This window comes from Aliikangiella litoralis (assembly GCF_052495765.1).
In genome coordinates this window covers 4354039-4380798 of record NZ_CP199292.1, presented here as the reverse complement: position 1 = coordinate 4380798, position 26760 = coordinate 4354039, and the positions used below count along the sequence as shown (strand labels likewise).

At 36.3% G+C, this 26760-nt stretch carries 23 protein-coding genes; 17 read left to right on the top strand and 6 right to left on the bottom strand.

The features are described 5' to 3' along the window. Positions 1-60: 60 nt before the first annotated feature. From ACT5E3_RS18245 to ACT5E3_RS18220, 6 genes are all read right to left on the bottom strand, one after another. Positions 61-1029 carry a hypothetical protein gene (locus tag ACT5E3_RS18245; protein WP_444994980.1) on the bottom strand — a complete coding sequence of 323 codons (969 nt, stop codon included), beginning with the start codon at positions 1027-1029 and terminating at the stop codon, positions 61-63. A gap of 2 nt (positions 1030-1031) precedes the next feature. Beyond that, positions 1032-2333, bottom strand: coding sequence for a hypothetical protein (locus tag ACT5E3_RS18240; protein ID WP_444994979.1), 1302 nt, complete (start codon positions 2331-2333; stop codon positions 1032-1034). A gap of 360 nt (positions 2334-2693) precedes the next feature. Beyond that, complete coding sequence (locus ACT5E3_RS18235) at positions 2694-4580, bottom strand: methyl-accepting chemotaxis protein (RefSeq protein ID WP_444994978.1); 1887 nt, start codon at positions 4578-4580, stop codon at positions 2694-2696. A 116-nt stretch (positions 4581-4696) separates the two neighbouring features. Continuing rightward, positions 4697-5674, bottom strand: coding sequence for a serine/threonine protein kinase (locus ACT5E3_RS18230; protein WP_444994977.1), 978 nt, complete (start codon positions 5672-5674; stop codon positions 4697-4699). A gap of 15 nt (positions 5675-5689) precedes the next feature. Beyond that, entirely contained in the window at positions 5690-7018 is a 1329-nt protein-coding gene (locus ACT5E3_RS18225) for an MATE family efflux transporter (RefSeq protein WP_444994976.1), read from the bottom strand. A gap of 144 nt (positions 7019-7162) precedes the next feature. Beyond that, positions 7163-7891 carry a ComF family protein gene (locus tag ACT5E3_RS18220; protein ID WP_444994975.1) on the bottom strand — a complete coding sequence of 243 codons (729 nt, stop codon included), beginning with the start codon at positions 7889-7891 and terminating at the stop codon, positions 7163-7165. 277 nt (positions 7892-8168) lie between these two features. Here ACT5E3_RS18220 and bioB point away from each other — a divergent pair, with 277 nt between their 5' ends. The 17 genes from bioB (at position 8169) to ACT5E3_RS18135 (ending at position 26732) form a co-directional block, all read left to right on the top strand. Beyond that, the gene (gene bioB, locus ACT5E3_RS18215) at positions 8169-9272 is read left to right on the top strand and encodes a biotin synthase BioB (RefSeq protein ID WP_444994974.1); all 1104 of its coding nucleotides are present in this window, start codon (positions 8169-8171) and stop codon (positions 9270-9272) included. A gap of 57 nt (positions 9273-9329) precedes the next feature. Then, positions 9330-10502, top strand: a complete 1173-nt coding sequence (bioF, locus tag ACT5E3_RS18210) for an 8-amino-7-oxononanoate synthase (protein ID WP_444994973.1) — start codon at positions 9330-9332, stop codon at positions 10500-10502. Further along, entirely contained in the window at positions 10502-11314 is an 813-nt protein-coding gene (bioH, locus tag ACT5E3_RS18205; RefSeq protein WP_444994972.1) for a pimeloyl-ACP methyl ester esterase BioH, read from the top strand. The genes bioF and bioH overlap by 1 nt, the downstream gene beginning before the upstream one ends. A gap of 2 nt (positions 11315-11316) precedes the next feature. Further along, the gene (gene bioC / locus ACT5E3_RS18200) at positions 11317-12198 is read left to right on the top strand and encodes a malonyl-ACP O-methyltransferase BioC (protein WP_444994971.1); all 882 of its coding nucleotides are present in this window, start codon (positions 11317-11319) and stop codon (positions 12196-12198) included. 60 nt (positions 12199-12258) lie between these two features. Continuing rightward, the gene (gene bioD / locus ACT5E3_RS18195) at positions 12259-12981 is read left to right on the top strand and encodes a dethiobiotin synthase (RefSeq protein WP_444994970.1); all 723 of its coding nucleotides are present in this window, start codon (positions 12259-12261) and stop codon (positions 12979-12981) included. 70 nt (positions 12982-13051) lie between these two features. Continuing rightward, positions 13052-13882, top strand: a complete 831-nt coding sequence (locus ACT5E3_RS18190) for a CvfB family protein (protein ID WP_444994969.1) — start codon at positions 13052-13054, stop codon at positions 13880-13882. An 18-nt stretch (positions 13883-13900) separates the two neighbouring features. After that, positions 13901-14440, top strand: coding sequence for a hypothetical protein (locus ACT5E3_RS18185; protein ID WP_444994968.1), 540 nt, complete (start codon positions 13901-13903; stop codon positions 14438-14440). Continuing rightward, on the top strand, positions 14437-16005 hold the full coding sequence (locus ACT5E3_RS18180) for an amidohydrolase family protein (RefSeq protein WP_444994967.1): 1569 nt from the start codon (positions 14437-14439) through the stop codon (positions 16003-16005). Before ACT5E3_RS18185 ends, ACT5E3_RS18180 begins: the two co-directional genes overlap by 4 nt. Beyond that, positions 15998-16360: a diacylglycerol kinase gene (locus ACT5E3_RS18175; protein ID WP_444994966.1), complete on the top strand. Its 363-nt coding sequence runs from the start codon at positions 15998-16000 to the stop codon at positions 16358-16360. The genes ACT5E3_RS18180 and ACT5E3_RS18175 overlap by 8 nt, the downstream gene beginning before the upstream one ends. 148 nt (positions 16361-16508) lie before the next feature. After that, complete coding sequence (locus tag ACT5E3_RS18170) at positions 16509-19385, top strand: M16 family metallopeptidase (RefSeq protein WP_444994965.1); 2877 nt, start codon at positions 16509-16511, stop codon at positions 19383-19385. Between the two features lie 197 nt (positions 19386-19582). Next, positions 19583-19834, top strand: coding sequence for a hypothetical protein (locus ACT5E3_RS18165; protein ID WP_444994964.1), 252 nt, complete (start codon positions 19583-19585; stop codon positions 19832-19834). Between the two features lie 16 nt (positions 19835-19850). Then, the gene (locus ACT5E3_RS18160; RefSeq protein WP_444994963.1) at positions 19851-20651 is read left to right on the top strand and encodes a putative metalloprotease CJM1_0395 family protein; all 801 of its coding nucleotides are present in this window, start codon (positions 19851-19853) and stop codon (positions 20649-20651) included. 92 nt (positions 20652-20743) lie between these two features. Further along, entirely contained in the window at positions 20744-21556 is an 813-nt protein-coding gene (locus ACT5E3_RS18155) for a Dam family site-specific DNA-(adenine-N6)-methyltransferase (protein ID WP_444994962.1), read from the top strand. 188 nt (positions 21557-21744) lie between these two features. Further along, positions 21745-24555, top strand: a complete 2811-nt coding sequence (locus ACT5E3_RS18150; RefSeq protein ID WP_444994961.1) for a 7TM diverse intracellular signaling domain-containing protein — start codon at positions 21745-21747, stop codon at positions 24553-24555. A 373-nt stretch (positions 24556-24928) separates the two neighbouring features. Next, positions 24929-25750, top strand: a complete 822-nt coding sequence (locus ACT5E3_RS18145) for a response regulator (RefSeq protein ID WP_444994960.1) — start codon at positions 24929-24931, stop codon at positions 25748-25750. Between the two features lie 30 nt (positions 25751-25780). Beyond that, positions 25781-26140, top strand: a complete 360-nt coding sequence (locus tag ACT5E3_RS18140; protein ID WP_444994959.1) for a response regulator — start codon at positions 25781-25783, stop codon at positions 26138-26140. Positions 26141-26162: 22 nt separating this feature from the next. After that, positions 26163-26732: a chemotaxis protein CheW gene (locus ACT5E3_RS18135; protein WP_444994958.1), complete on the top strand. Its 570-nt coding sequence runs from the start codon at positions 26163-26165 to the stop codon at positions 26730-26732. Positions 26733-26760 lie beyond the last annotated feature (28 nt).

Genomic DNA, 26760 nt, shown 5'->3' with positions numbered 1-26760 from the left:
GATGTTCCAGATTAACTAAATCAGGTCCGCTCGGATTTTTTTTAGTGGTAATAAAAGGCATCATTTACTTGTGACTTTCTGCTCCGCCCTATACCGTTGATAATCTTCCGCCTCCAACTGTTTAAACTTGTCAATGATGCCTTGGCGGATAGCCGCATCGAATTCATCCCGCTTTTTCTCTTGTGCAGCCAAGTCGGCTTGGCATATCTGATGAAATTCTTCATCCGGTAAATCATCATATTCAGGATGTTCACCAATAATACGCTTCATACACTCAAACTCAGCTTCTACTGAGACGTAATCGAATGCCAGAGCGGGTAGTGAGGTTGAAAGCTTTTCATAAGGGTAGTTTTGTTGCGCCTTGGCTTGTTGTGCCTTGGCATCCTCTGATAATTCCACTTGAAAACTCGACATGATTAAATCGGCCAACTCATTATGCAGCTGGGGCACTTTGGTATTATCCTCATACACTGTATTATGAAACGATACCATCAATAAATGCTCATCAGTCACTGGGGTGGCATAAAAGTAATCCACTTGGTCCAGATCTTGGTCTTTATACTCTTTAAAGTGGGCCCAGTTTGTGCCATTAACGTTGAGTAATTGATAATCACGCCTACAAGCAACGGCACTAAAGCATTCATCAAAAATATAAGCTTCCACACTGGCTTCCAAGCGACGTGGTCGAAATAAATTCTTAAATTGTGGAAAATGAATGGCACAAACAAAAAACTGAGTTCGACCCAAACTGGGAAAACGGCCAAATAAGCGCGATTTGCGGTGGCCCCAGGTCTTGTCCCGAATATGGATGGCTCTAATTTTACTGAGTGAACGACCACTAACACCAGCCAATCGGTTTTTATCATATAAATTAATCTGCGTTTTTCTGTAATTCGGTTCACGTGCAGAATAATGATTATGATAAGGCGCATCAAAACGGATAGTGGTGCCCGATAAATTGACCTCATGATGTTCCAGATTAACTAAATCAGGTCCGCTCGGATTTTTTTTAGTGGCAATAAAAGGCATTATTAACCTGCATGATTTTGTTTGACAAAAATACCGTGACGAGTCGCTTCTTCCATAGTAGTCACTTTATAACGATTAATTTCTCGTGATTGGTTTCTTTTAATTGCCATCATATCACTCCCCCAGCGTTTGGCACCAATAATCGTGCCGGCAACGGCGAGTGCAGTACCTGCAATGGAAAGTGCTTCTGGCTGGGCGATTAATTGGTTCATCTTGGCAACGGCTTTAGTAGGTAATGCCAATATATCATTATAATAAGTCATACCTCCTGCTGCGACTGCAGTTAATGTACTGACAGGTGTTAATAGATTGCCCTTGCTCAAAGAGCTGCCAGTGCTGGCCGCCAGTTGACGCACATTAAAGCCATTGACTAAAGCTTTTTGTTGGGAGAGTTTCATATTCGCATTTTCTCTAACATTATCAGCCAAGGGTAAGCTATGAATGGGGTTGGCATAAAAAACGGTGTGAGCACTAAAATCTGAAGCATTTTGTAAATTAGTCGGTTGAGTTTTTAACACTTGTTTTAAGGCTTGTTTAAATACATCAATGCCGCTTTCATGCAAGGTCCAGCAAAGTGGCGTTTCTCGATGCTCTCGTAATATCTGCACCAGTTTACTCACCGCTTGTGCTTGACCTTGTCGGCCTTTTTTAACGCCGGATAATTGCGTCCAGCCAGCTTTTTGTAGTCGACGGGCTTTGCTATCAACCGGATTAAAAAACAGGTGGTACTGATTTCCAAGCGGCTGCTCACTTTGATAACCATGTTTAATCAAATCCGGTAAAAAGTCGGCTGCATCGGTAATATCATCGCAAAAACCGTTGACCGCAATATGCTTGCTTCTTCGAGCATCCAAGCGAGTCGTTTGAGCAGCAAATTCGTCTTCTTCTTTTTTAACAGTATCAACTCTCCACCTATCCTCTTTTTTCTCAACCCGATAAACCCCGCAAGGTGCATCATGTTGTGCTTGAATAATATGCCTGTTTTGCACTTCAATCCGTTTAATAAACACTTTGCTATACACCACATCATAATGAATGGTAGCGCCTTCAACTGGAAGGATTCGGTTTTGCACATTATGACCAAAACAGCTTTGCATAAAACCGTGGCCTTTTAGGCTGTTGAGCTGCCGCATAATGTACTGCATATTAAAGTTATTAGCTAACCCTCTTTGAATGGCTTTAATCGCTTCTGCTTGTGATTCTTCGTAATAAATCTCTCGTCCACAGACGTGGCCTTTGTGATTGAGATTAAAAGAGGTATTAAGGGGGAACCATTTTCCTGCGGGTATATTTTTATCGGCCATGCACTGTCTCCTGTTGTGGCTTTATTGGCTAAGTTTTTAAATGTTTATGTTTGTTTTCAATGATGAATGTTAGCGATTGGTTTTAGACTGAACACTATCCTTATGTGGGGTGGTATTTTGTCTTTAATGCTTAACGAATGGTTTGGAATCTTAACAGAGTTTTTTTGTGGTGAAAATACGCTATTTATAAGGTGTTAAGTTATTAGAACTTGGTCACAAAATTGATGAAAAGTAATTAGTGCTGTTTGACTAAGAGTACGCTGCAAAAAATATAACATTCCAAAAGCGATAAAGAGGTGAAAAGCATTTCTTTCTATCGCTTTTTCAATTCAAAGAGTTTGTATTTATTGATTTTACCCATTAATAATTAAACTTATTCACATATTGCTTTAATTCTTCGGCTAATTTTGACTGCTTATCTGAAGCACTAGATGCTTGCTCTGAGTTTGAAACATTTTTAATTGAACGATCGTTAATATCAATAATTTTTTCATTAATGTCATCGGCAACGGCTTTTTGTTCTTCTGCCGCGCTGGCTATTTGTGTACTCATACTATTAATTTGGTTGACTTTATCGGTCACTATATTAAGCGCATCAACAGCGCTTTGTGATTGTTCAACTGTTTGAGCAACTTGTATTTGACTTTGTTCCATCATTTCAACAGCTAGTTTTGAATTAGATTGTAAACGCAAAATAATTTGGTTAATTTCTTCAGTTGATTGCTGAGTTCTTCCTGCCAGTGTTCTAACTTCGTCAGCTACGACAGCAAAGCCGCGTCCTTGTTCTCCAGCTCTAGCAGCTTCAATAGCGGCATTTAATGCTAATAAATTAGTTTGTTCCGCAACACCTCTAATAACCTCCATCACTTTGCTGACATCTTCGCTGTCTTTATCCAGTTCATCTAAAACATTTTTGGCTTTCAAGTTTTTTTCAACCAGCTCTTCAACTGAAGCGACTGTGTTAGCCACTTTTTCTTTGCTGATCCCGGTTTCCTGAAAAGCATCATCTGCACTATCTGAAGTATCGGATATATTTTGTGCGACTTCTTGAACCGATGCACTCATTTGATTAATTGCTGTCGCCACCAGTTCAATTAATGCTTGCTGTTCGCGCAAGTTTTCCGCTGATGTGCTATTGATATGAGAGAGCTGATTAGAAGCTGATGAGACTTGTTCTGAAGCTTGATCTATACGGCTTAAAGTTTGACAAAAGCTTTGCATCATAGTGTCGAATACATTCGCTAATTGTGCAACTTCATGTTTACCCTCTATTTTTGTCCGTACGCTGAGATCATTGTCTTTATTCGCTTTGTTCATAACTTGAGTTAATTTTTGTAGAGGGAGATTAACACTTCTGAAGACCAGGTAAATCAGCAACATCATTACGATAATATTAATGGAGGCTAGAGTAATGTAGAGCTGATTGGATGATTCAACATGTTGTTTGATAAATAAAGCAACGGCTTGAGACTCTTCTTCAAGCAGGCTTTCACTTTTCTGAATGGTTGTGCGCAGTTGTCCCAGTTCTCCTTCTTTATGTGTGAGGCCTAATTCAACCGACTTTTCGGTAAAAGATTTAAATTCTTTGGCATAGTTTTCCAGTGATTGACGCAATTGACTTTTAGCGGTTTCTTCAATGGCTAGCTGTTCAATCGCGTTGAGTCCAACGGTTAAATTTTGATTAAATTTAGTGAGATATTTAAGATCAAAACGAAGCATAAAGTCTTTTTCATTTCGGCGCAATGTGAGGATGTGAGTGAGCAACTCCCAGTTATTTTGTGAAGACACCATCTCTTCAGCTCGATGCACTGATTGACGTAAACTTCCATAATGGCCTGTCGTTGGTGTTAGGCCGAGTTGCTTTTTGATGGTTACTACCTTTTTAAAACCCTCGTTATAGGCCTCAAAGACATTTGTTAATTCGTTGAGACTTTTTAAGTTAGAGAAATCTATTGTTTCAAGTTGTGTTCTAAGCTTTTGGGTTGATTGGGTTAATTTTTGGTAATTTGCTTGAAATGCCGTAACATACTTTTCATCGTTACGTGCGAGAAAATCCTTTTCATTGCGTCTTAGTAGTAACATATAATTATTAATTTTATCGAATTCCAATAAAGCCTCATTCATTGTTGCCAGCTGCGAATTAAATGAAATTCTTAGTACTATCATTAGTAATAACCCCAAAAGGGTTACTAGCGACATGACAATAAGTTTTTGTTTGATTGAAAAGTTATCTAATAACTTGTTCATTTAGGAAAGCTCCGACCATATACATCTTAAAAGTTTGTTCTTTATTGAGAATAGGACGAAATGATTAGTTTTGCAGGTTTATGTTAAAAATATCAGCTAATTAGCTGAGTTTTTCATTACTGTAGGACAAAAAGTTGTTCCTTTAACATTAAAACCTGCTCTTCCCAGTAACGGGTCGTGTTAAACCAGGGAAAATTATGCTTAAAGCTAGGGTCGTTCCAGCGGCGAGCAAGCCAGGCACTATAGTGCAGCATTCTAATGGCTCGAAGAGGTTCGACTAGGTTGAGTTCTCTATCATCAAACTCTCTAAAGTCTTCATAGCCTTCTAGTATTGTATTCCACTGGTGACGGTCTTGGTTATCTGTGATTAACATCCATAAGTCTTGTACTGCTGGGCCCATTCGACTGTCGTCAAAGTCCACAAAGTGTGGTCCATCATCGGTCCACATTACATTACTAGGGTGACAATCTCCATGTAGCCTGAGCGTATTAATTGATGTGAGTTGGTTCATTTTTTGGTCACAATAACGAATGATTTGTTCTGTAACACTGCGATAAGACTCTAATATATGTGAAGGAATAAAGTCTGTGTCGAGTAGGTATTGAACACTATCAATGCCAAAGTTTTGTAGTGTTAAGGCTGGCCTGTATTGAAAAGAGTTTGACTCGCCTAACAGGTGAATTCTACCAATAAAACGGCCTAGCCAGATAAGCGTGTCTTTATCGTCGAGGTTGGGGCTTCTGCCGCCTTTACAGTCATAAACCGCAAACCGATAATTAGCATGGCTAAATAGTGTGTTTCCATTGATTTTAATTGGGGCAACAACGGGTATTTCATTTTCAACCAGCTGCTCGCAGAATAAATGTTCTTCTAATATTTGCTGATCACTCCAACGATTGGGCCGATAAAATTTTACGACGTAACGTTTTTCAGCATAATCTCTAAATTGATAAACTCGATTTTCATAGCTATTAAGGGCGAGCAATGCTGCTTGTGGCTCAAAATTCACTGACTCAAGTGCATCTAATACGCTATCGGGGGTTAAATGATAAAAGTCCTGGGTGTTATCTAATGAGATATCTATTTGCGCCATTATTCGTCTTCTAGATTAATGCAATTTAATATGTGCCCAATCTCTTTTGTGCCATAGTTTGGCAAACCAAAAAGTTTGGAATAAACGATATAGACCTTGTGTTAGCCAAATAGCGGTTAACCCCATTCCTAAATAGGGACCAATAAACCAGGCTAAAGGTAAAAATATTAGCCACTGGCAAACTATGCCGACAACCATTGTTGCTTTCGTTGCTCCTGCGCCTTGGAGTGATGACATGATGACCAAATTGACAGCATCAATGATGATAGCAATTGCAACTATTTGTAGAGGTACTTTTGCAATGTTGATCACTTCAGGTTCGTGAAAAAAAGCACTGAGTATCAATTCGGGAATAAAAAACATGGGTAGACTGATAAAAGAAATACCAACGGCAGCAATTTTAGCAGTATCCCAAGCCCACTGATAAGCATCGTCTACATCTTTTCGCCCTAGCGCTTGTCCTACAAGGGTTGCTGAGCTTATTCCAAAGCCAATGGAAGGGAGTATAGCAACCAAAGTCAAGGTCGTTAATACATTGGCTGCAGCAAGTTCATTTGTGCCTATTCCGCCAACAATCCAAAATAGTGTACTAAAACCTAAAGCAAAGAAAAGTTGTTGAGCTGAAGAGGGTAAAGAGATTTTGAGCACTTGAATAAGTGTCTGCTTTTGAGGTAAATGAAGTCCAAAGCCATATTGTTTTGTATAACGCATGGTTAAATAAAAGTAGGCAATTGTTCCCCCTAGCATTGATAGGGTCGTACCTAGCCCTGCACCTTGAGTGCCCAGTTCAGGAAACCCCCAATGGCCAAAAATAAGTAAATAATTTAATAAAATGTTCATGCTATGCATGATAATAAGAATCTTAAAATAGAAGTGGGTCATCTTTATTGCGCTTAAATAACCTCGAAAACTAAAGTTCATACCAACGGCAACAATTCCTAACAAGCGTGCATCAAGATATACAGCAGCATGTTTTATGACCTCAGGATCACTGTTAACTAAGCTAATAATTGGATCACTAAAATAAATAAGAATTGCTGTCAAAGGAATGCCTGCAACAAAAATGGTGATAAGAGCACCATTTAAAGGGTTGGCTGCTGTTTGTTCTCGGCCTTCACCTATTCTTCTGGCTACCATTGCTTGAACACCAGAAGCCATGCCCATGAAAATTGCAGCCGCTACAAAGTTTAAAAAGCTGGCGAGTCCGACAGCCGCTAATTCTGTTGAGCCCAATTGCCCAACCATGATGCCGTCAACCAGATTTAAAATATTTTGCGACATCATGCCGCCAATAATTGGCAAGGCGATTTGAAATATCTGTGAAGAGCGTTCGCGTGGAACCAAAAGAACTCCAATAATGACAGCTAAAATAAAATTGAATAGAGCTTAGTGTACCACTTAATTAGGCTAAGGTAAGAATAGTGTTTTTGTTGAAAGTGTTACTTCATGTTGTTGAATAGACTTATTTCTACATTGAAAAATGTATTTTTAAGTAGCAGGCGTATAAGCCCTCGCTAAGCACCAAACATCAACACGCCTAGCTCCCGAAGTTAATAGTGTTTTTGATAATGAAGATACCGTTGCACCAGTTGTCATTACATCATCAACAATGGCTATATGCGATTTTATTGGCGGTTGAGCAAAAAATGCATCCTTTAGGTTGGAGTGCCTTTCTGAAGCATCAAGACTGGTTTGTGGGGAGGTATCTCGAATACGTTTGACAATATGGGCATGCATAGGAATTTTTAATTGTTGAGAAAGTGACTGAGCTATTAGATTTGCCTGATTGAAACCACGCTGGCGTATCTTACTAAAATGTAGAGGGACGGGGATCATTTGTTGGGGGAGAGCATCAGAGTGATAACTCTCGACTATTTTTTGACATAAATATTGACTTAATATTGGTAAAAACTCACGTTGGGCATTGAATTTTAAGCGGGTAATAAACTGTTTAATTGGTGGCTCATAGCGGAATGCTGCAACTGTTTTGCGAAAGTTTGGCGCCTGCTTAATACACTCTCCGCAAATTAGCTCAGGGCCAGAAAATAAGGGAAGTGCACAAATAGTGCAAGCCAGATGCTGTCGAGGTAATCGTTGATGGCAATAATGGCAAATTATACCGTTTTGCTTATGGTAAGTTGATACCGTTGATTGACAAAGTGGGCAATCACTCTGGGGTAGTAGATTTGATATAAATTTATTCAGTTTAAAAAACATCCAAATGTTAACTTTTGTTCCTGGTTAAGCTTGACAAATCAGTTTGTCTAATTAAGATAGTCCATCATTTTATTGGCTTGTCGTTAATCGACTGATATCCGATGTTTCAGCTAAATTATCGATAACCAATGATAGCTTTTATAATATTATTATCAATTGTTCAAGTATAAAGTGTTCAAGCTAATTTAATATTTAGTTTGATTGATTTCATTTTAGCGGGTAATTCATTAAGTTTGAAATAACAATGAATCATCGATTTTATTCATAGTGAGATATTATGAACCAAGCACATTCTTTGTCTTATCTGACAGAAAAAGCAGTTATCAGAAATGACTGGCAAGTATCTGAAGTGCAAGCACTTTATGATCTACCTTTAAACGACTTATTGTTCAAAGCTCAAACGGTTCATCGACAGTATTTTGAACCTAACAAAGTGCAAACCTCAACATTAATGAGCATTAAAACAGGTGCTTGTCCTGAAGACTGTGCTTATTGCCCACAAAGTGGTCATTACAATACTGGTTTAAGCAAAGAACAGCTGGTTGCTATTGAAGAAGTGATAAAGTCGGCCAAAAATGCTAAACGAACAGGGGCCACGCGTTTTTGTATGGGGGCTGCCTGGAGAAGCCCAAGAGGGAAAGATTTTCCGGTTGTTTTAGAAATGATCAAAGCGGTTAAAGGTTTAGGATTAGAGACTTGTGTCACCTTAGGTATGCTTAATGGCGAGCAGGCCGATCAATTAAAAGAAGCCGGTCTCGATTATTATAATCACAATCTTGATACATCTGCTGAGTATTATGATCAAATTATTACTACGCGGACTTTTCAAGATAGATTAGATACTTTGTCTCACGTAAGAGATGCTGGTATCAATGTCTGTGCTGGCGGTATTCTAGGTATGGGAGAGACTTTAAAAGATCGATTAGGTCTTATTAAAGAGCTGGCTAATTTACCTGAACACCCACAAAGTGTCCCAATTAACCAGTTAATTGCCGTTAAAGGAACACCATTAGAAGATGCTAAAAGCTTAGATCCGTTTGAGTTTATTCGCATGATAGCGGTTGCTAGAATTGTTATGCCAAAATCTTATGTCAGATTATCTGCCGGTCGAGAAAGTATGTCTGATGAAATGCAAGCAATGTGTTTTTTTGCGGGGGCTAATTCTATTTTTTATGGTGAAAAATTACTAACCACTGAAAACCCCGATATGAATCATGATTTAGCTTTATTTGCTCGTTTAGGTATCGAACCGGAAGGGGGTACACCAGAAACCAATCCTTGCCCAAAAAAATTAGCCGAGGAACAGGCGCAAATCGAGCAAGCTGCAAAAGCTCAGCAAGGTGATTCAAAGTCTCACCTTTTTTATAATGCGGCAAGTTAATGAGTTTTAGTGCTTGATTGAAATGATTTGTTTTCATTTGAGCACGGCAGACTATTGATGAAGTTCTTAAATTTGCAACAGCAACTGGAGTTAAGGAAAGCTGCTGGAGAAAACCGACAGCGACGGATTATTAATTCTGCACAACAAACTCAAACTATGCTGGGTACTCAAGTTGTCGTTAATTTTTCCAGTAATGATTATTTAGGCTTAGCCAATAGTCATAATGCCAAGCGAGCACTAAGCTCTCATTGTGAGCGGTATGGTTTTGGCAGTGGGGCTTCTCATATGATATGTGGGCACCAGCAAGCCCACGAAAATCTTGAGATTGCATTAGCGGAGTTTATTCAACGTGATGCTGCATTAACATTCACCTGTGGTTACATGGCTAATCTGGCTATCATTCAAAGTTTGTCATCAAAAAATGATGTGATCATAGCCGACAAGTTAAACCACGCTTCTTTGATTGATGGTGTGCAGTTAAGCCAAGCAGCATCACAAAGATATCCTCATTGTGACTTAACTGCATTAGAAACGCGATTAAAGAAATCGTCACAAAATAAATTTGTGGTTACCGATAGTGTATTTAGTATGGATGGCGATATCGCTCCTTTACCCGATATTGTCGGTTTGTGTGAAAAGTATCAAGCTATTTTAATTGTTGACGATGCGCATGGCTTTGGGGTTTTAGGTACAAGTGGCCAGGGATGTTGTGAGTACTATAATTTAAATCAAAAGCAATTGCCTGTAGTGATGAGTACGCTGGGTAAAGCTCTGGGTGGGTTTGGAGCTTTTGTTTCTGGTGAAAAGGTATTGATTGATTATTTAATGCAGTTTGCAAGAAGTTATATTTATACCACTGCTATGCCATCAGCAGTAGCACAAGCCAATTTAGCTAATTTAGAGACGCTAAAATCACAACCTTTTTTAATTGAAAAATTAAACAACAATATTCAACTTTTTAAACGTCTTTGTGCTGATAATGATATTACTTTAATAGATTCTTCTACGGCAATACAGCCTGTATTAATTGGTCATAATGAAAAAACAATGGCTGTTTTTCAGTCCTTGATGGAACAAGGAATATTAGTTGGCGCAATCAGGCCACCAACAGTCCCACCAAACAGTGCTCGGCTGAGGGTAACCTTGAGTGCTGCTCACACTGAAGCTGAAATTTTCACTTTAGTGCAATCATTAAAAAATTCGCTTAATTTGACAGAAGTAAACTCATAATGAAATTGAATAATAAACCAATTTTAAAGCCTTATGTTGAGGTATCTGGTTCTGGCCCTGCATTGGTATTAATCCATGGTTGGGGGTTGCATGGTGGTATTTGGGAAACTGTTTTAAGTGAACTAGCAGAAAGCTTTACCGTATATAATGTTGATTTGCCTGGTTTTGGACGTAGCCCGGTACATAACCATGATTACGATTTGGACTATTTGGTTGAGTCTATCAGCCAAGTAATCCCTCAGTCTTGTTATTTACTAGGTTGGTCATTAGGTGGGCTTGTTGCTACTGCACTGGCTCTACAACCGACTCATCAAGTTAAAAAGCTTATTACAGTGGCTTCAAGTCCTTCGTTTGTAGCTAATGAACGGTGGCAATTTGGAATGCAAGCAAAAATTTTATCTTCCTTTATTGAGTATTTAGAAGAAGATTACGAAGGTACTCTCATACGTTTTTTAGGTATTCAAACGATGGGCAGCGCAACTCAGAAAGAAGACATAAAACGTTTAAAAGAAACTGTTTTTATTCACGGTAAACCTTCCTCAAAAGCTTTAAAAGGTGGACTGGAAATATTAAAAAATATTAATTTGGTTGAACGACTTAAAGAGCTAAAAATGCCTGTATTAAGAATTTACGGAAGACTTGATTCTTTAGTGCCTGTGAAGGTTGCAGATGATGTTAGTCAGCATCTACCCGACAGCCAGTCAATTATTTACCGAAAAGCTGCTCATGCACCTTTTTTATCTGCTAGTGAAACTTTTATCAATGATATTAAACAATTTTTATTAGAGTCAGAAATGTTAGGGAGACATTAATTATGAGTTTACAAAAGCGACTCATTGCTGACTCTTTTAGCCAAGCAGCTACTACTTATGATGCTGCTGCATTTTTACAACAAGAAGTTGCTTCAAGAGTGTTTGAGCGACTTGAATATATGCGAATAAAACCAAAAGCGATCTTAGATGTTGGATGTGGAACAGGTTTTTGTAGTCGTCACCTTCGTTCCAAGTTTTCTGGCGCAAAAGTAACTGGCGTTGATATTGCTCCAGGTATGATCGAACAAGCAAAAAAACAGCAGCGTTTATTTCGAAAAATCGACTATCAGGTGGCGGATGTTGATGAGTTACCATTTAAAAATAATCAGTTTGATTTAGTTTTTTCTAGTTTAACTGTGCAGTGGTTACCTGATTTAAAACAGACATTTAAAGAGTTAAATAGAGTATTAAAGCCTGGCGGTTTATTGATTTTTTCAACACTGGGTCCAGATACATTAACCGAATTAAAACAAAGTTGGCAAGCTGTAGATGATTATGTTCATGTCAATGAGTTTATCGATATGCATATAGTGGGCGATCATGTTTTTAATTCTGGATTTGAAAATACCGTAATGGATAGAGATGTTATTACTCTCACTTATAAAACTCTGGTTGGTTTAATGAGAGATTTAAAAGCCATTGGTGCACATAACCTGGATAGCGAAAGGCCCAAAGGATTATTAGGTAAACAAAAATTTAAACATTTAAAAGATGAATATGAAAAATTTCGTTGGAATGATGGCGTGTTACCTGCGACTTATGAAGTTATTTATGGACATGCTTGGAAAAAGCCACCACAGGATAAAAGTAATAAAAAAGAGTCAGTTCATGAAGACTATCATACCTACTCTGTTAATATACAATCTCCTGATAAAGCCGAATAAAATTAATGGCTTGGGTTAAAGGCGTTGATAAATCATTGGTGATGTTAACGAGAATTTTTAATGAGTCAGACTAAGTTGCAAAAGAAAATATTTATTACTGGAACTGATACCGATGTCGGTAAGACCTTTTTTACCGCCGCTTTAATTCAAGCACTCCAAAAAGCCAATCAATCTGTTATGGCATTGAAACCAATTGCTGCGGGATGCGAAAGATTAGCGACTGACACTTTGGGTGGTTTTATTCTAAGAAATCAAGATGCACTTACGTTAATAGAACAATTAGAAAGCTCACATGACAAGATAGATTATGAGCAAATTAATCCAATCACACTAGAGCCTCCGATTGCGCCCCATATTGCTGCCGAGCAACAAGGTATTGAGTTATCTGTAAGCGCGATTCAAAAGCAGTGTCCAATTGAACACTTTTCTGAATCATTTCTTTTAGTTGAAGGTGCTGGTGGTTGGCTTGTTCCTTTAAACGAACAAGAGACATTGGCTGATTATGCCATTGCTGAGTCGATGGATGTTATATTGGTTGTTGGCCTTAAATTAGGTTGTATCAACCATGCACTGATGACACGCCAGTTAATTAAAGCGAGTGGTCTCAATCTGATTGGTTGGGTTGCTAATCATATTGATAAGCAGATGTTAAATCAGCAAGAAAATATTGAGTCACTAAAAAAATTGCTTAAAAGTCCTTTATTGGCCGAATTTCCCTTTTATGAAAGTGTAAACGCCATTTCTGAAGCCAGTAAGTGTGTTAGAATTGAGCTGTTGGACTAATCATGTTTACATGATTATTATCATACAAAATAATTAAACACCTCATCGTTATATAGCAGAGTGATTTATCATGATAAAAATTGGTCAATTTAACTTCTTGAAAATTAGCCGCCAGTCTACACGTGGTACATTTTTAGAAGCAGGCCCTTTAGGTCAGGTTTTTTTGCCTGCTAAATTAACACCATCATATTGTCGACCTGGCGATAAAATCCAAGTCTTTTTATATCGAGATAGCCATGATGAAGTGGTGGCTACAACTAAAAAGCCTCGTGTTGAAGTTGGAGGCGTTGCTTGTCTCAAAGTCGTTTCAGTGAGTCGAGTAGGAGCTTTTTTAAATTGGGGTTTACCTAAAGATTTACTTGTTCCATTTGGTGAGCAAAGTAAAAAGATGGAGGTTGATGAATATCATATTGTTAGAGTTTATGAAGATAATACTGGCCGTATTTGTGGTTCGAGTAAACTCAATAAATTGCTGAAAGCAGAAACAACTGGTTTAAAAAAAGGCGATGCGGTTAACCTGATTATTGGTGATAAAACCGATTTGGGTTATAAAGTGATCGTTAATCAGAAATTTTGGGGAGTGCTCCATAATAGTGATGTTTATCAGGATTTTAAATATGGACAGTCAATTAAAGGTTACATTAAAAACCTGCGCCAGGATCATCGAGTTGATATCTGTTTAAAACAGCCGGGTGCGATTGGTGATGAGTCACTTGCGAGTAAAATTTTATCAAAAGTAGAAAATAGCGACGGCTTTTTACCCATTAGTGATAAAAGTCCACCCGAACTAATTTATAAGACCTTTAATGTTAGCAAAAAAGTATTTAAAGCCGAATTAGGTAAGTTATATAAACAACGTAAAATTATTATTGATAAAAATGGAATTAAATTGGCCAACTAAAATTAAGAGGCTGTTGATATGAAAAAAAATAAAGCGCTTTGTATGATTAAAATACTACTCTTATCTGGTGTTTTAATTTCTAGTAACACCACTCATGCAGAAGTTATGGTTACAGAAGAAAGCTACTTTGATATAAAAATAGTTACCACATTGAACTCATCGCCTAAAAAAGCAAGCAAACAATTATTGAATATTTCTCAATGGTGGCAGTCTTCTCATACTTATTCTGGCGATAGTAGAAACTTATTAATCGATTTGAAATCCCAACATTGTTTTTGTGAAAAATTAGCGGAGGGTGGTTTTGTTCGTCATATGACCGTTGCTTATTTTGAGCCCGAGAAAAAATTGCGTTTAATCGGTGGTTTAGGACCGTTGCAAGCGTTACCCATTAATGGCGTGTTGGAATTTTCTTTAGCGCGTTTAAATAATAATCAAACAGAGCTTATCACGACTTATAAAGTTAGCGGGACAGGTGTTAAGTTAAAATCTTGGGCGAGTGCAGTTAATAAAGTGATTACAGAACAAGTCACTTCATTTAAACAACAGGTAGAAAAATGATGAATACATTATTTAAATCTTTATTGCTTATTGCCGTATTCAACTTTAGCTTTATGGTTTGGGCTACTCCTGAACAAGCACCTGAAAGAAAGCGCGGTGAAGGACCGTTTGAAAGATTAATTTTGCGAGGTGGTATTTTAATCAATGGGGAAGGGGCTCCAGCAAGAGGGCCTGTTGATATTGTTATAGAAAATAATCGAATCGCAGAAATAAAAAGTGTTGGTAATCCGGGAGTACCAATTAAAAGCAAACGTCCTCAGGCTGAAGCCGGTGATAAAGTAATTGATGTTGAAGGTCACTATATTCTACCTGGATTTATTGATATGCATGGTCATATTGGACAGGATTATCAAGTCACAACCGCTGAATATACATTTAAATTATGGTTAGCTCATGGAATTACCACAGTTAGAGAGCCTGGTAGTTTCTCTGGTATCGACTATGTGATGAACCATGTAAAAAGAAGCAAAATAAATACTATTACTGCGCCTAGAATTATTCCTTACTTTGGTTTTGGTATGGGAAATAATGATTTGATAAATTCACCTGAACAAGCTAAAAGATGGGTTAAAAAAATTGCCAAGCGAGGTGCCAAAGGAATTAAGTTTTTTGGTATGCATCCAGATATTTTTCAAGCTGCTATTGAGGAAGCTAATAAAAGAGGCTTAAAAACCATGATGCACCATGCCCAGTTAGATGTTGTTCATCTTAATGCATTAGATAGCGCTCGTATGGGGCTAACGACTATGGAACACTGGTATGGATTACCTGAGGCAATGTTTCATAATCAAGTTATTCAAAATTACTCACCAGAGTACAATTATAATAATGAACAAGATCGTTTTGGTGAGGCAGGAAAACTTTGGCTACAAGCGGCCGAACCTGGTAGTGAAAAGTGGCAACAAGTGAGAGATGAGTTAATTGATTTAGATTTTACAATTAATCCAACAATGACTATTTATGAAGCGAGCCGCGATCTTATGAGAGAACGTAACGCAGATTGGCATGATGAATTTACTTTACCAGGTTTATGGGATTTTTTTCAAGCAAGCCGTTATGCTCATGGGTCGTATTGGTTTGATTGGACAACCCAAGATGAAATAAATTGGAAGAAAAATTATCAACGCTGGATGGCTTTTTTGAATGATTTTAAAAATCATGGAGGAAGAGTGACTACTGGCAGTGATTCTGGTTATATCTATAAAATTTATGGCTTTGGTTATATTAGGGAATTAGAACTTCTTCAAGAAGCGGGCTTTCATCCATTAGAGGTTATTAAATCAGCAACCATTAATGGTGCCCAGGCGTTGGGAATGGATGAGCAAATTGGTTCAGTTTCTGTCGGTAAATTAGCCGATTTGGTGATTGTAAAAGAAAACCCATTACGCAATTTTAAAACATTATATGGAACAGGGCACGTAAAGTTAGATAGTGATAATAAACCTGTGACAGTTGGTGGTGTAAAATATACGATTAAAGATGGTATTGTATTTGATGCTAAGATCTTGCTCGAAGATGTAAGGCAAATTGTACGAAAAGAAAAGGAAAAATCAAAGAATGGCTAAACCAGGAAAAACAGGTATTTCGCGTATTATTGATGCAACCCGTTACTCAATTCAAGGACTAAAGGCTGCCTGGAAAAATGAAGCTGCTTTTCGCCAAGAGTTAATGCTGGCACTTGTAGGAATTCCATTAGCTTATTGGTTAGCCGAATCTAAGTTTGAATTTTTATGGTTAATACTTCCTTTGTTTTTGATTATTGTTGCAGAATTAACCAATTCAGCCATTGAAGCGGCCATTGATCGTATTGGTGATGAACATCATGAATTAGCAGGAAGAGCAAAAGATATTGGCTCATCATTGGTTTTTGTCTGTTTATTATTACTTGCGGTTGTTTGGGGTGTTGTACTTTTTTGGTAAGTCAACCTTCTCGTTAAAAGTTTTATGCTTCTACTTTTAACAAACCCGCCAGATTTCTGTAAATTGTGACTATTTGGCTTATTTATCTATTTTATTTAAGGTAAAGTGAGCGTGTTTAAATAATTAAAAAAATTGGGGAGATATCAAATTGAATAAATGGGCAATTCCGTTACTTGTTAGCGTACTTGCAGCTTGTAATCCATCATCGCAAAATGAAGTAAAACAGGTTGAAAATAAAGCACCAAAAGTGGTTGAGAAAGCAAAAATAGAGGGCGTCACTTTTATTGAAGAAGTGAATGCTCAACCAGGCAAAACAATCATACCTTATAAAAAGTATCAGCTAGATAATGGCTTAATCGTTATTTTACACGAAGACCATTCAGATCCCCTTGTTCATGTTGATGTCACTTATCATGTGGGTTCTGCAAGAGAAGAGTTAGGCAAATCTGGTTTTGCTCATTTTTTTGAGCATATGATGTTTCAAGGTTCAGAGCATGTCGCAGACGAACAACATTTTAAGTTAGTTACTGAAGCGGGGGGGACAATGAATGGAACCACTAACTCTGATAGAACCAACTACTTCCAAACAGTTCCTGCTAATCAATTAGAAAAAATGCTTTGGTTAGAAGCCGATAGGATGGGGTTTTTAGTTGATGCAGTGACTCAAGAAAAGTTTGAAGTTCAAAGGGAAACTGTTAAAAATGAACGCGGGCAACGCATCGATAACCAGCCATATGGTCGATTAAATGAGCGCATATCTGAGGCATTATATCCATCTGGTCATCCGTATTCGTGGCCTGTTATAGGTTATATGGAAGACTTAAACCGAGTTAATGTTAATGATTTGAAAGCTTTCTTTTTACGTTGGTATGGGCCTAATAATGCGACTGTTACCATTGGCGGAGATATTGACGTGAATCAAGCATTAACCTATATGGTTAAATATTTTGGTTCAATTCCTAAAGGACCAGAAGTTAAAATGCCTGAAAAAAGATCGGTCGTTTTAGATAAAGATCGTTATATTTCGATGGAAGATAATGTTCATCTACCATTGCTTTATATGTCATTTCCAACAGTATCTGTGCGACATGCTGACGAAGCACCATTAGATTTGTTATCTACTATTTTAGGTGGTGGTAAAACTTCATTGTTATATAAAAACTTGGTGAAAGAACAGCTCGCTGTACAAGCGACTGTTGGGCACCCTTGTGCAGAATTGGCTTGTACGTTTAATTTATATGCATTACCACATCCCGCTTCAGGAAAAAGCTTAGCTGACATAGAAAATATTATTCGTGACACTCTAGTAGAGTTTGAAAAGCGTGGTGTTGAAGAAGATGATTTAATTAAGGCAAAAGCAGAAATGGAAGCTGGCTTTGTATTTGGTTTACAAAGTGTATCAGGAAAAGTAAGCCAATTGGCCGCCAATCAGACTTTTACTGGTAACCCTAATTATATTGAAAATGATATCGCTCGCTATGCCAATGTGACTAAGCAAGATGTTATGCGTGTTTATGAACAATACATTAAAGGAAAACATGCTGTGATCATGAGTGTTGTACCTAACGGTAAACCTGAAATGATTGCTGCAAAAGATAACTTTACCGCACCAGAAAGAAAGTTAGTGGAAACTTCAGCAACATCTGAAGATGAATTGCAATTAAGAAAAGCTAAAGATAACTTTGATCGTAGTAAAATACCTGTTGCTGGTACAAATAAACCTGTTGATGTGCCTAAAATGTGGCGCGATAAATTGAAAAACGGCATGCAGTTGCTAGGTTCTCAAAGTATCGAAACGCCAACAACGGCTTTGCTCCTTAAAATTCCTGCAGGCCATTACTATGAGATTAAAGACAAGGCCGGTACTGCTTCTCTTTTAGCTGAAATGTTGAATGAATCTACCAGCGAGCGTAGCGCAGAAGATATGAGTAAAGCGCTACAAAAGTTAGGTAGCCAAGTGAGCATATCATCGACTAACCGTTATATCACAGTAAATATTAATGCATTAACTAAAAATATTGATGCAACTTTAGCGCTTGTTAAAGAAAAATTATTGCATCCTGCTTTTGCTGAAACAGAGTTTGCACGCGTAAAAAATAATGCAATTCAAGGAATTAAAAACAGTAAGAAAAATGCAGGTTATCTAGCGTCAACAGCTTATCTTCAGTTGTTACACGATGATAATATTGCTGCAACACCTGCTGGTGGAACAGAAGCTACGGTGAAAGAGCTATCTTTAGAAGATGTTAAAGCATTTTATAAAAGCTACTTTAAGCCTTCTGGCGGTCAAATGGTTATTGTTTCTGATCTTGGTGAAAAAGAGTTAAAACGTTCAGTCTCAATTTTTAATGACTGGAGCGGTAAAGCGGTAGAACTTAAATTGGAATTACCTGCATCTAAAGCTAAAACCGGTGTTGTGTATTTGGTGAATAAAGATAATGCGGCGCAATCAGCGATTCGTATTGGTAAACGAGCGCTTAAATTTGACGCAACGGGTGAATTCTACCGTGCATATTTAATGAATTTTCCATTAGGTGGTGCTTTTAATAGCCGAATTAATCTTAATTTAAGAGAAGACAAAGGTTACACCTATGGGGCTCGTTCTTACTTTAGTGGCGATAAAGTAACAGGTAGTTATACCGCTAGTGCTGAAGTTAGGGCCGATGCTACCGATAAATCATTAGTAGAATTTGTGAAAGAAATTAGTGCTTATGCTGATAAAGGGATCAGTACCGAAGAGCTGAGCTTTATTCGCAAAGCGATCAATCAGCGTGACGCATTAAAATATGAGACACCTCGCGCCAAACTCAGCTTTCTAGCTCAAATTTTAGAAAATGATTTAGCCCCCGATTTTGTCAAACAACGCATGAAAATTGTTGAAAATATAACAGCCGAAGAAATAAATGCGCTTGCTAAAAAGCATTTAAATTTAAAAGATATGGTGATTGTTATCGTTGGTAATTCGAAAGTTCTTAAGCCTCAAATAGAAGCTTTAGGTTATGAAGTCGTTAATTACGAAATCTAATTACCTGATTTTAAAGAATTTTTATCTTACCTCATCATTTAAACAGGCCGCATTTATGCGGCTTGTTTAGTTATTATGAATCCGATATCTGCCAATTAACTATATCGATTAAAAAATAGCTCAATTTTTAATCATTCTTGCCGATAAACTAGGCATAAGTGCAATTTTGTCTATATTTCAGTTTGTTGAGGTTAATAATGGAAATTGGTAGTAGTTTAATTAATACTGGTGTTCAGGGCTTCCAAGAGGCCAGTTCCCGAGCTAATCAAGCAGCGCAAGAGATCGCATCTCAATCTGTCGCTGACGCTTCAACTGACAGTGTCAAGTCTGAAGATTTAACTACTTCACTGGTTGAATTGAAAAAAGCAGAAATTGATGCAAAAGCGAATGTACAGGTTATTGAAACCGCCTCAGATTTAGTTGGTTCATTACTTGATGTAAAAGCTTAGCGAGGGTTGATTTATTATGCTAATTGCCTCTGCACCAGTTGTTATTCCTGTAACAACAGCTAATCTGCCAACAGAAGCTGTTGCGAGCGAAGCTGCGCAGAAGCCACCCATTCCCGAAGCGAAATCAACGACTGAAAACACAAACCTTAAAAATGGGACTGATTCAGAAGAGCAAGCCAAAGCTTCCGTTGATGGTGGTAAAAAAACACAGCAGCGGGGTAAAAGTGATAAAGAGCCGCATGACTCTGAAAAAGAAAGCCAAACTGCTAAAGAACAACAACAGCAAGCCATAGAAAGACAAGAGATTGAACAGTTAAAGAAAGCTGATCGTGAAGTGCGTGCTCATGAAGCGGCACATGCCAATGTTGGGGGACAGCTTGCTGGAGCGCCACAACTGAGCTATAAAACTGGGCCAGATGGTAAACGCTATGCTGTTTCTGGTGAAGTGAGTATTAGTACCAGTAAAGTTGCAAATAATCCACAAGCAACGCTCGATAAAATGGATCAGGTAAAGCGTGCGGCATTAGCGCCTGCAAACCCATCTGCACAAGATTTTAAAGTGGCTGCGATTGCTGGGCAAATAGCGAACCAGGCTTTAAGTGAGCTAAATTTAGAACAAAGAGAAGAACAGACCTTACGGGAAGCTGCTACTAAAGAGTCTGGTGATGAAACAGAAGACAAAACTAAAACTTCTTCAAGCGAATCGTCTAGTGCCAGTAGTGCTAAACGGACTTCATTGGCACTCAACCAAAAAATAGTCGACTCAGGTGCTTTAACTAATATTAACATCGATACTCAAGTGTCATTTAACGTTTAATTGACTAACGAAAATCAATAAACTATTTCCCTATTCCCGTTGAATTTCGTAAACTTGTTGCCAATTTCAGTATCCGGTTATAAATCTCATTAATGCAAGTTCGACATACTAGACCGTTTTTAAAGTGGGCTGGTGGAAAATATAGACTACTTGATAAGCTAACTCCCCATTTGAAAGGCAGAAAGCTCATTGAGCCATTCGTTGGTTCTGGTGCTGTATTTTTGAATTTAAATTTTGAGCGTTATTTGCTAGGTGATATCAACCCAGATCTGATTAATTTATACCAATGCCTTAAAAAAGAGCGCGGACAATTTATTCGTTATGCCTGCTCATTTTTTATTCCAGAAAATAACTCACGAAAACATTATTTAGAGTTTCGTCAAGAGTTTAACAATGGTTTAAAAGGAAGAAGAAGAGCCGCGTTATTTGTTTATTTGAATCGGCATGGTTTTAATGGATTATGCCGTTACAATAAATCGGGTGGTTATAATGTGCCTTTTGGTAGTTATGAGAAACCTTATTTTCCTGAAAAAGAAATGCTACATTTCATTAAACAAGCTAAGCATGCAACATTTGTATGTGGTGATTTTGTTTCCTTAATGAATCGTTCCCGGAGAGGAGATGTGGTTTATTGTGATCCTCCTTATGTTCCATTATCGCCGACAGCAAGCTTTACAAGTTATGCGGCGCAGGGGTTTTCATACGATCAACAAGTTGAGTTAGCTTATCGTGCAAAACATTTAGCCGAACGAGGTGTAAAAGTGATCATCTCTAATCATGACAATGCTATCACTCGAAAAATTTATGAAGATGCAAAGATTGAATCTTTCCCTGTGAGACGTTCTATCAGTTGTGATGGAAATAAAAGAGGAACAGCGAAAGAACTGTTAGCTGTGTATGAGTAATTATTGTTAGGCATACATAATGACCTGTTACCATCACCGAATGAAATATTAATGATTATCTGGTAAAATCTATTTTTATTTACTCGTAAACATCATAATTTAACTAAACTTGATATATCAATGATAACTTTGAGTTAATTCAATCGACAGATGTTAGGTAGTTTATTGATGATAGGTGCATTAGTATAATGATAAGAAGTTGGGTATTTCTTTCACTTCTGTTAACTATGTCTTTAATTCATCCTTGGGTTAATGCAAAAGAACTCCCTAGTACTCAAATACCCATTGGTGATTTTCAATATATTTCTAACTTTGCTATTGAAAGTCAAAAAGCAGTGTTTGAAACCCTAGAGATAAAAAATATAAAAAAAGTCGAAAGACAATGGAAAAAAGAAACAAAATCTAGCCTAAATAAAGGTTATATTGATACCCGTTATTGGTATCGTTTTCAAATTAAAAGTCCAGTTATCAGTAAAAATCTTGTCTTAGATTATAATAATCCTCTTACTGATAGGGTCGATATTTATATTAGCGATGGTACTGGTATAATAAAATCAGTTTATTCTGGAAATGCCGTCCCTTTTAATCAGAGAAAATATAAAGGTTTTTCACATTACCTGCCATTTAGTGTTAAACCGGATACTAACTACACTATTTATATTGATACACAAACTCGTTACTCTCATCAGCTGAAAATAAAACTGTGGCAAGCCGATGCCTTTGAAGAATATCAAAGTGATAAACAAATATTGTTAGGAATATTATTTGGGCTTATTTGTGCCATTACCTTCTACAATTTAATTATATTAACGATTGTTAAGGAAAAGGTTTATGCTTTTTATGTTTTAGCTACTTTTACAACGGCTATTTTCTGGGCTGTTCATTTTGGTGTGTGGCAGAAATATATAACGCCAAACTCTAATGTTTTTAACCTACACACGACTAATTATATTTTACCAATTACTGTTATATTTTCAGTTTTATTTGCAGTTGAATTTTTAAATTTAAAGTTAAGATCTCCTCGGTTGTTAAAGTTAATTTATTTCGTTATTGGCTTAATTATAGTTGAACTTGTGGTATTTTTATTTTTTGATGTTAGTAACCATATTAGAGTTTCAAGTATATTTTGTATAATTTGTTGTTTAATGGTTTTCTTTAGTGGTGTTAAGCTTTCATTAGAAAAAAATCAATCTGCCATTATCTTTATTATTGCTTGGTGCACCTTTATTATTGGTGCTACAGCATTGGCTTTTAATAAATTAGGCTTTGTTCAATCAAATGATTTTATTGTATTGCTTGCTCCTATTGGTTCAGGTATTGAAGCTTTATTATTATCAATTGCGTTGGCTGTACGTATTAACCAATTAAAAACCAGGCAAATAGAGTTATTAAAAGAAAGGTATCAAGTTGAAAAAAATGCAGAAATTGCCCAAGCAAAAAACTTAGCTAAATCAAAGTTTCTAGCTAATATGAGTCATGAAATTCGAACTCCAATGACAGGTGTTCTTGGTATGACAGAACTACTGTATGAAACAGGTTTGTCTGAAAAGCAACAGCAATTAGTACAATCAATAAAAGTTTCAGGTAACAACTTACTACATATTATTAATGATGTTTTAGACTATTCTAAAATAGAGGCTGGTGAAATGCCTATTGAAACAATAGACTTTAACCTGGAGCAATTAATTGCAGAAATATTCCTCGCATTTAGTTATGAGCTTAATAAAAAGAATATAACTTTAGCTGTGAGTTTTGATAATCGTATATCTAAACAGTTTAATGGTGATCCATATCGACTTAGACAAATTTTAGTGAATTTAATCGGTAATGCTATCAAGTTTACTCATCAAGGTGGTATTCAGTTGCGAGTTAGTATTGATGATACAAGTCAATTAATTCAATTTTCAATTATAGATACAGGTATTGGCATTAAAGAAGGTGAACTAAAAAATATATTTAGAAAATTCAAACAAGGTGATAGTGAAATAACAAGGCTATATGGTGGTACTGGATTAGGATTGTATATATCTAAAAAAGTAACGGAGTTTTTAGGTGGGGAGTTATCGGTTAGCTCTGTTGAAAATAAAGGTTCTAGTTTTATATTATCTCTTGGTTTGGATAAATTTCAACCATTAGTTGATAAAGGATTGATTAGTGATTTATCTATTGATACAGAGCAAGTTAAAGTTTATTTGCTTTCGAGTGATCCCATACTATTAACAGCTTTAAAAGAAAATTTAACATCATGGAATATTGAAGTTAATATTATTAATGAAAGTAAGAGTTTTTATGATTGTTTATATGACGCTATTAATGAGTCTGAGTTAACCGATAAAAAGTATTATTTTATTATCGATAGTGAAACAGATGATTTTAAACTTTTAAAGTCCAATTTACCTAGCTTGAAAATAAATAATGAAAAGGTCATATTAGCTTTTACGCCGGCACTAAAAGCTCAGATAGAATTAATCACTATTAGTGAAAATATTAAGCTTCTCAAGTTAACAAAACCAATAACATCACTTGCGATAAAAAGTTTATTTTGTCATGAAGATAAAAAAATATTGATAGAAAGCGATTCTACAAATGAAGGCTTAGATTTTAGTCAATATGAGATATTGATTGTTGAAGATAATAATGTTAATCAAATTGTGATGAAAGGGTATTTAAAAAAATTCAACATTACTCCCGACATTGTTGAAGATGGTGAACAAGCCTTAGATGCGACTAAAGAAAAGCGTTACGACTTAATCTTAATGGACTATGAATTACCGCTATTAAGTGGTTTTGAAACTACTTTAGAAATAAAAAATGGTTACAATCTTAATCAAAAAACACCAATTTATGCTATTTCGGCTCATGTCTTAGAGGAATATATTGAAAAAGCCAATGCCTATGGAATGAATGGCTTCTTAACTAAGCCAATTGACTTTGAAAAGCTTAAGTCGATATTGCTGCTTCATTTTCCAGCCAATAAAATATCTAAAAGCAATAATTAAAACATTTATATGTGCAAACTAACTTGTTTTAAGTTAGTGTTTGAATTTTTATTTTGTGCGCTATATTTTATTACTTAACGATTTAAAAGAAGAAATATAAAAGAATGTTCGTTTGCTACTAGGATGACTATTTTATGAGAATCTCTTTTCGATATAAATATAATATTTTTTTTAATAGTTTTTTGAACGAAATAATATTAACAGCTTGAGATTCATTTTTTAAAACATTAAGTTAAGCTTTGTTTTTTTTAAAGTGTCATAAATCTAGCGTTTTATTTAAATTTTATCGCAGCTTGTATTTAAAAACTTTGTGCTAGACTTTTTCAGTACTCTTTATTTGCGAATAATATTCGTTTTGATTGGGCATTGAAAAGTGAAAAAACGTAATACATATGATGTCATTGCAATTGGTTTGTCAAAACTAGATGTAAAGATATTAAAAGCTATTTTTCAGTCTGCAGAAAAAAATTATGATTACAGCTTTCAACTAACCAGTGGTAAAGGTGCTGAAAACGCTCATTTTGCTATTGTTAATGCGGATGAGCCTCAAATAGTAAGAAAGTGGCGAGTTTGGAATGCTCGATCTAATCCTATCTACTCTATTTATGCTAGCAAAGTGATTAATGAAAAAGGTTCTCAAACATCCATTTTAAAACCTTTTAATCCCGCATCGGTTATGAAAGGTATGCAACACGCCATGTTTCAGGTTTATGGTGAAATTCCTGATTTTGAGATTAGTGAAAGCGTAAAGCCAAGCAATAATAATGACTTTAATAGTGTTGTTAATAAAGTTAATCGTTCTAAAGTAACTGCATTGGTTGTTGATGATTGTCATACCATTTTAAAAGCGATGGCAATTCAGCTTGATCTGCTCGGTATACATGCAACTTGTGTGAGTAGTGGTGAAGCCGCTTTAGAAAGAATAAAAAAAATTCACTATGATTTGATCTTTTTGGATATTGTTCTTCCGGGGATTGATGGTTACGATTTATGTAAAGAAATCAGAGCGACCAGCATACATAAAAATACTCCTGTATGCATGTTAACTGGAAAGTCAAACATGTTTAACATGGTTAGAGCAAAACTAGCGGGGTGTGATAAATATATTACTAAACCAGCTAATTCAAGTACATTGTCACAAGCAATTTTAAAAATGTTAAATATCACTTCATTTAAACAATTAAAGTCAGCATAAATATTATTAATTATTGGAAGAGGAAATGTTATGAGCAAAATATTAATCGTAGACGATTCAAAAACCGAACGTGAAAATTTATATCAGATAGTAACCGACGCAGGGTTTCAAGCTGATATTGCAACTAGTGGTGAAGAAGCAGTTGAGCAAATAAAGAAGAAAAAACCTAATTTGGTTTTTCTAGATATTATAATGGGCGGTTTAGATGGTTTTAAAGTCTGTAGAAATATTCAGTCAGATGATGGGTTAAAAGGAACTAACATTGTATTTGTGACGAGTAAAGGTGAAAAGGCCGATAAACGCTGGGGAGAAATGTTAGGGGCTAAAGCCTATATTACGAAACCGTATTCAGCCGATCAAATAGTTGACTCGCTTAAAAATTATGCATAATTAATTGTTTTTGGAGCTAAATATGTCACTAGCAAAGCCTGATGATTTTATGAATAAAAAAAGTACAGGTACTCAACAGTGGGTACTACCTAGTCAGGCTTTAGCTATTGATAAACAAAAAATAACTAATAAAAAAGAAGACACAAATACTCAACAGTCAATTCGAGTATTCAATCATTTTAAAGTGCACGACATTAATTTGTTGATAGATGCAAAAGTTAAATGCCAAGTTGAATTAAATGTTGAACTATACCCAATGCCAAACTCTGCATATTCCATGCTTGGAGTTAGCAGTTATAAAGGTAATATTGTTCCTGTATTTAGTTTATATCAGTTTCTATCGAAAGGTGAGCCTCAAAAAAGTAACAGAAAATACTTGTTGATTTTTGGTGAAGATGAATCTTATCTTGGACTTTTGAGTGACTTTTTACCAACAAAAATTTTATTGTCTGAGGAAATGATTCAGACACAAATGCTAGAAGTTAGTGAAAAACTAGATCCTTGTATACTAAGGAATTACCAAAGTGAGAAAGGCGAAATTTATTTTGAATTGGATAGTTCTCATTTTTTTAAGCAACTAGTAAGTTCATAAAAAACCACTTAGGTTAAGAAGAAAAATA

Excerpts from the sequence above, each read along its gene's own strand:
- ACT5E3_RS18240 (WP_444994979.1), bottom strand. The coding sequence starts at position 2,333 with ATGGCCGATAAAAATATACCCGCAGGAAAATGGTTCCCCCTTAATACC.
- ACT5E3_RS18190 (WP_444994969.1), top strand. The coding sequence starts at position 13,052 with ATGATAAAAATTGGTCAATTTAACTTCTTGAAAATTAGCCGCCAGTCT.
- bioF (WP_444994973.1), top strand. The coding sequence starts at position 9,330 with ATGAAGTTCTTAAATTTGCAACAGCAACTGGAGTTAAGGAAAGCTGCT.
- bioC (WP_444994971.1), top strand. The coding sequence starts at position 11,317 with ATGAGTTTACAAAAGCGACTCATTGCTGACTCTTTTAGCCAAGCAGCT.
- ACT5E3_RS18140 (WP_444994959.1), top strand. The coding sequence starts at position 25,781 with ATGAGCAAAATATTAATCGTAGACGATTCAAAAACCGAACGTGAAAAT.
- bioH (WP_444994972.1), top strand. The coding sequence starts at position 10,502 with ATGAAATTGAATAATAAACCAATTTTAAAGCCTTATGTTGAGGTATCT.
- ACT5E3_RS18165 (WP_444994964.1), top strand. The coding sequence starts at position 19,583 with ATGGAAATTGGTAGTAGTTTAATTAATACTGGTGTTCAGGGCTTCCAA.
- bioB (WP_444994974.1), top strand. The coding sequence starts at position 8,169 with ATGAACCAAGCACATTCTTTGTCTTATCTGACAGAAAAAGCAGTTATC.
- ACT5E3_RS18230 (WP_444994977.1), bottom strand. The coding sequence starts at position 5,674 with ATGGCGCAAATAGATATCTCATTAGATAACACCCAGGACTTTTATCAT.
- ACT5E3_RS18185 (WP_444994968.1), top strand. The coding sequence starts at position 13,901 with ATGAAAAAAAATAAAGCGCTTTGTATGATTAAAATACTACTCTTATCT.
- ACT5E3_RS18135 (WP_444994958.1), top strand. The coding sequence starts at position 26,163 with ATGTCACTAGCAAAGCCTGATGATTTTATGAATAAAAAAAGTACAGGT.
- ACT5E3_RS18150 (WP_444994961.1), top strand. The coding sequence starts at position 21,745 with ATGATAAGAAGTTGGGTATTTCTTTCACTTCTGTTAACTATGTCTTTA.
- ACT5E3_RS18235 (WP_444994978.1), bottom strand. The coding sequence starts at position 4,580 with ATGAACAAGTTATTAGATAACTTTTCAATCAAACAAAAACTTATTGTC.
- bioD (WP_444994970.1), top strand. The coding sequence starts at position 12,259 with ATGAGTCAGACTAAGTTGCAAAAGAAAATATTTATTACTGGAACTGAT.
- ACT5E3_RS18160 (WP_444994963.1), top strand. The coding sequence starts at position 19,851 with ATGCTAATTGCCTCTGCACCAGTTGTTATTCCTGTAACAACAGCTAAT.
- ACT5E3_RS18175 (WP_444994966.1), top strand. The coding sequence starts at position 15,998 with ATGGCTAAACCAGGAAAAACAGGTATTTCGCGTATTATTGATGCAACC.
- ACT5E3_RS18245 (WP_444994980.1), bottom strand. The coding sequence starts at position 1,029 with ATGCCTTTTATTGCCACTAAAAAAAATCCGAGCGGACCTGATTTAGTT.
- ACT5E3_RS18180 (WP_444994967.1), top strand. The coding sequence starts at position 14,437 with ATGATGAATACATTATTTAAATCTTTATTGCTTATTGCCGTATTCAAC.
- ACT5E3_RS18220 (WP_444994975.1), bottom strand. The coding sequence starts at position 7,891 with ATGTTTTTTAAACTGAATAAATTTATATCAAATCTACTACCCCAGAGT.
- ACT5E3_RS18155 (WP_444994962.1), top strand. The coding sequence starts at position 20,744 with ATGCAAGTTCGACATACTAGACCGTTTTTAAAGTGGGCTGGTGGAAAA.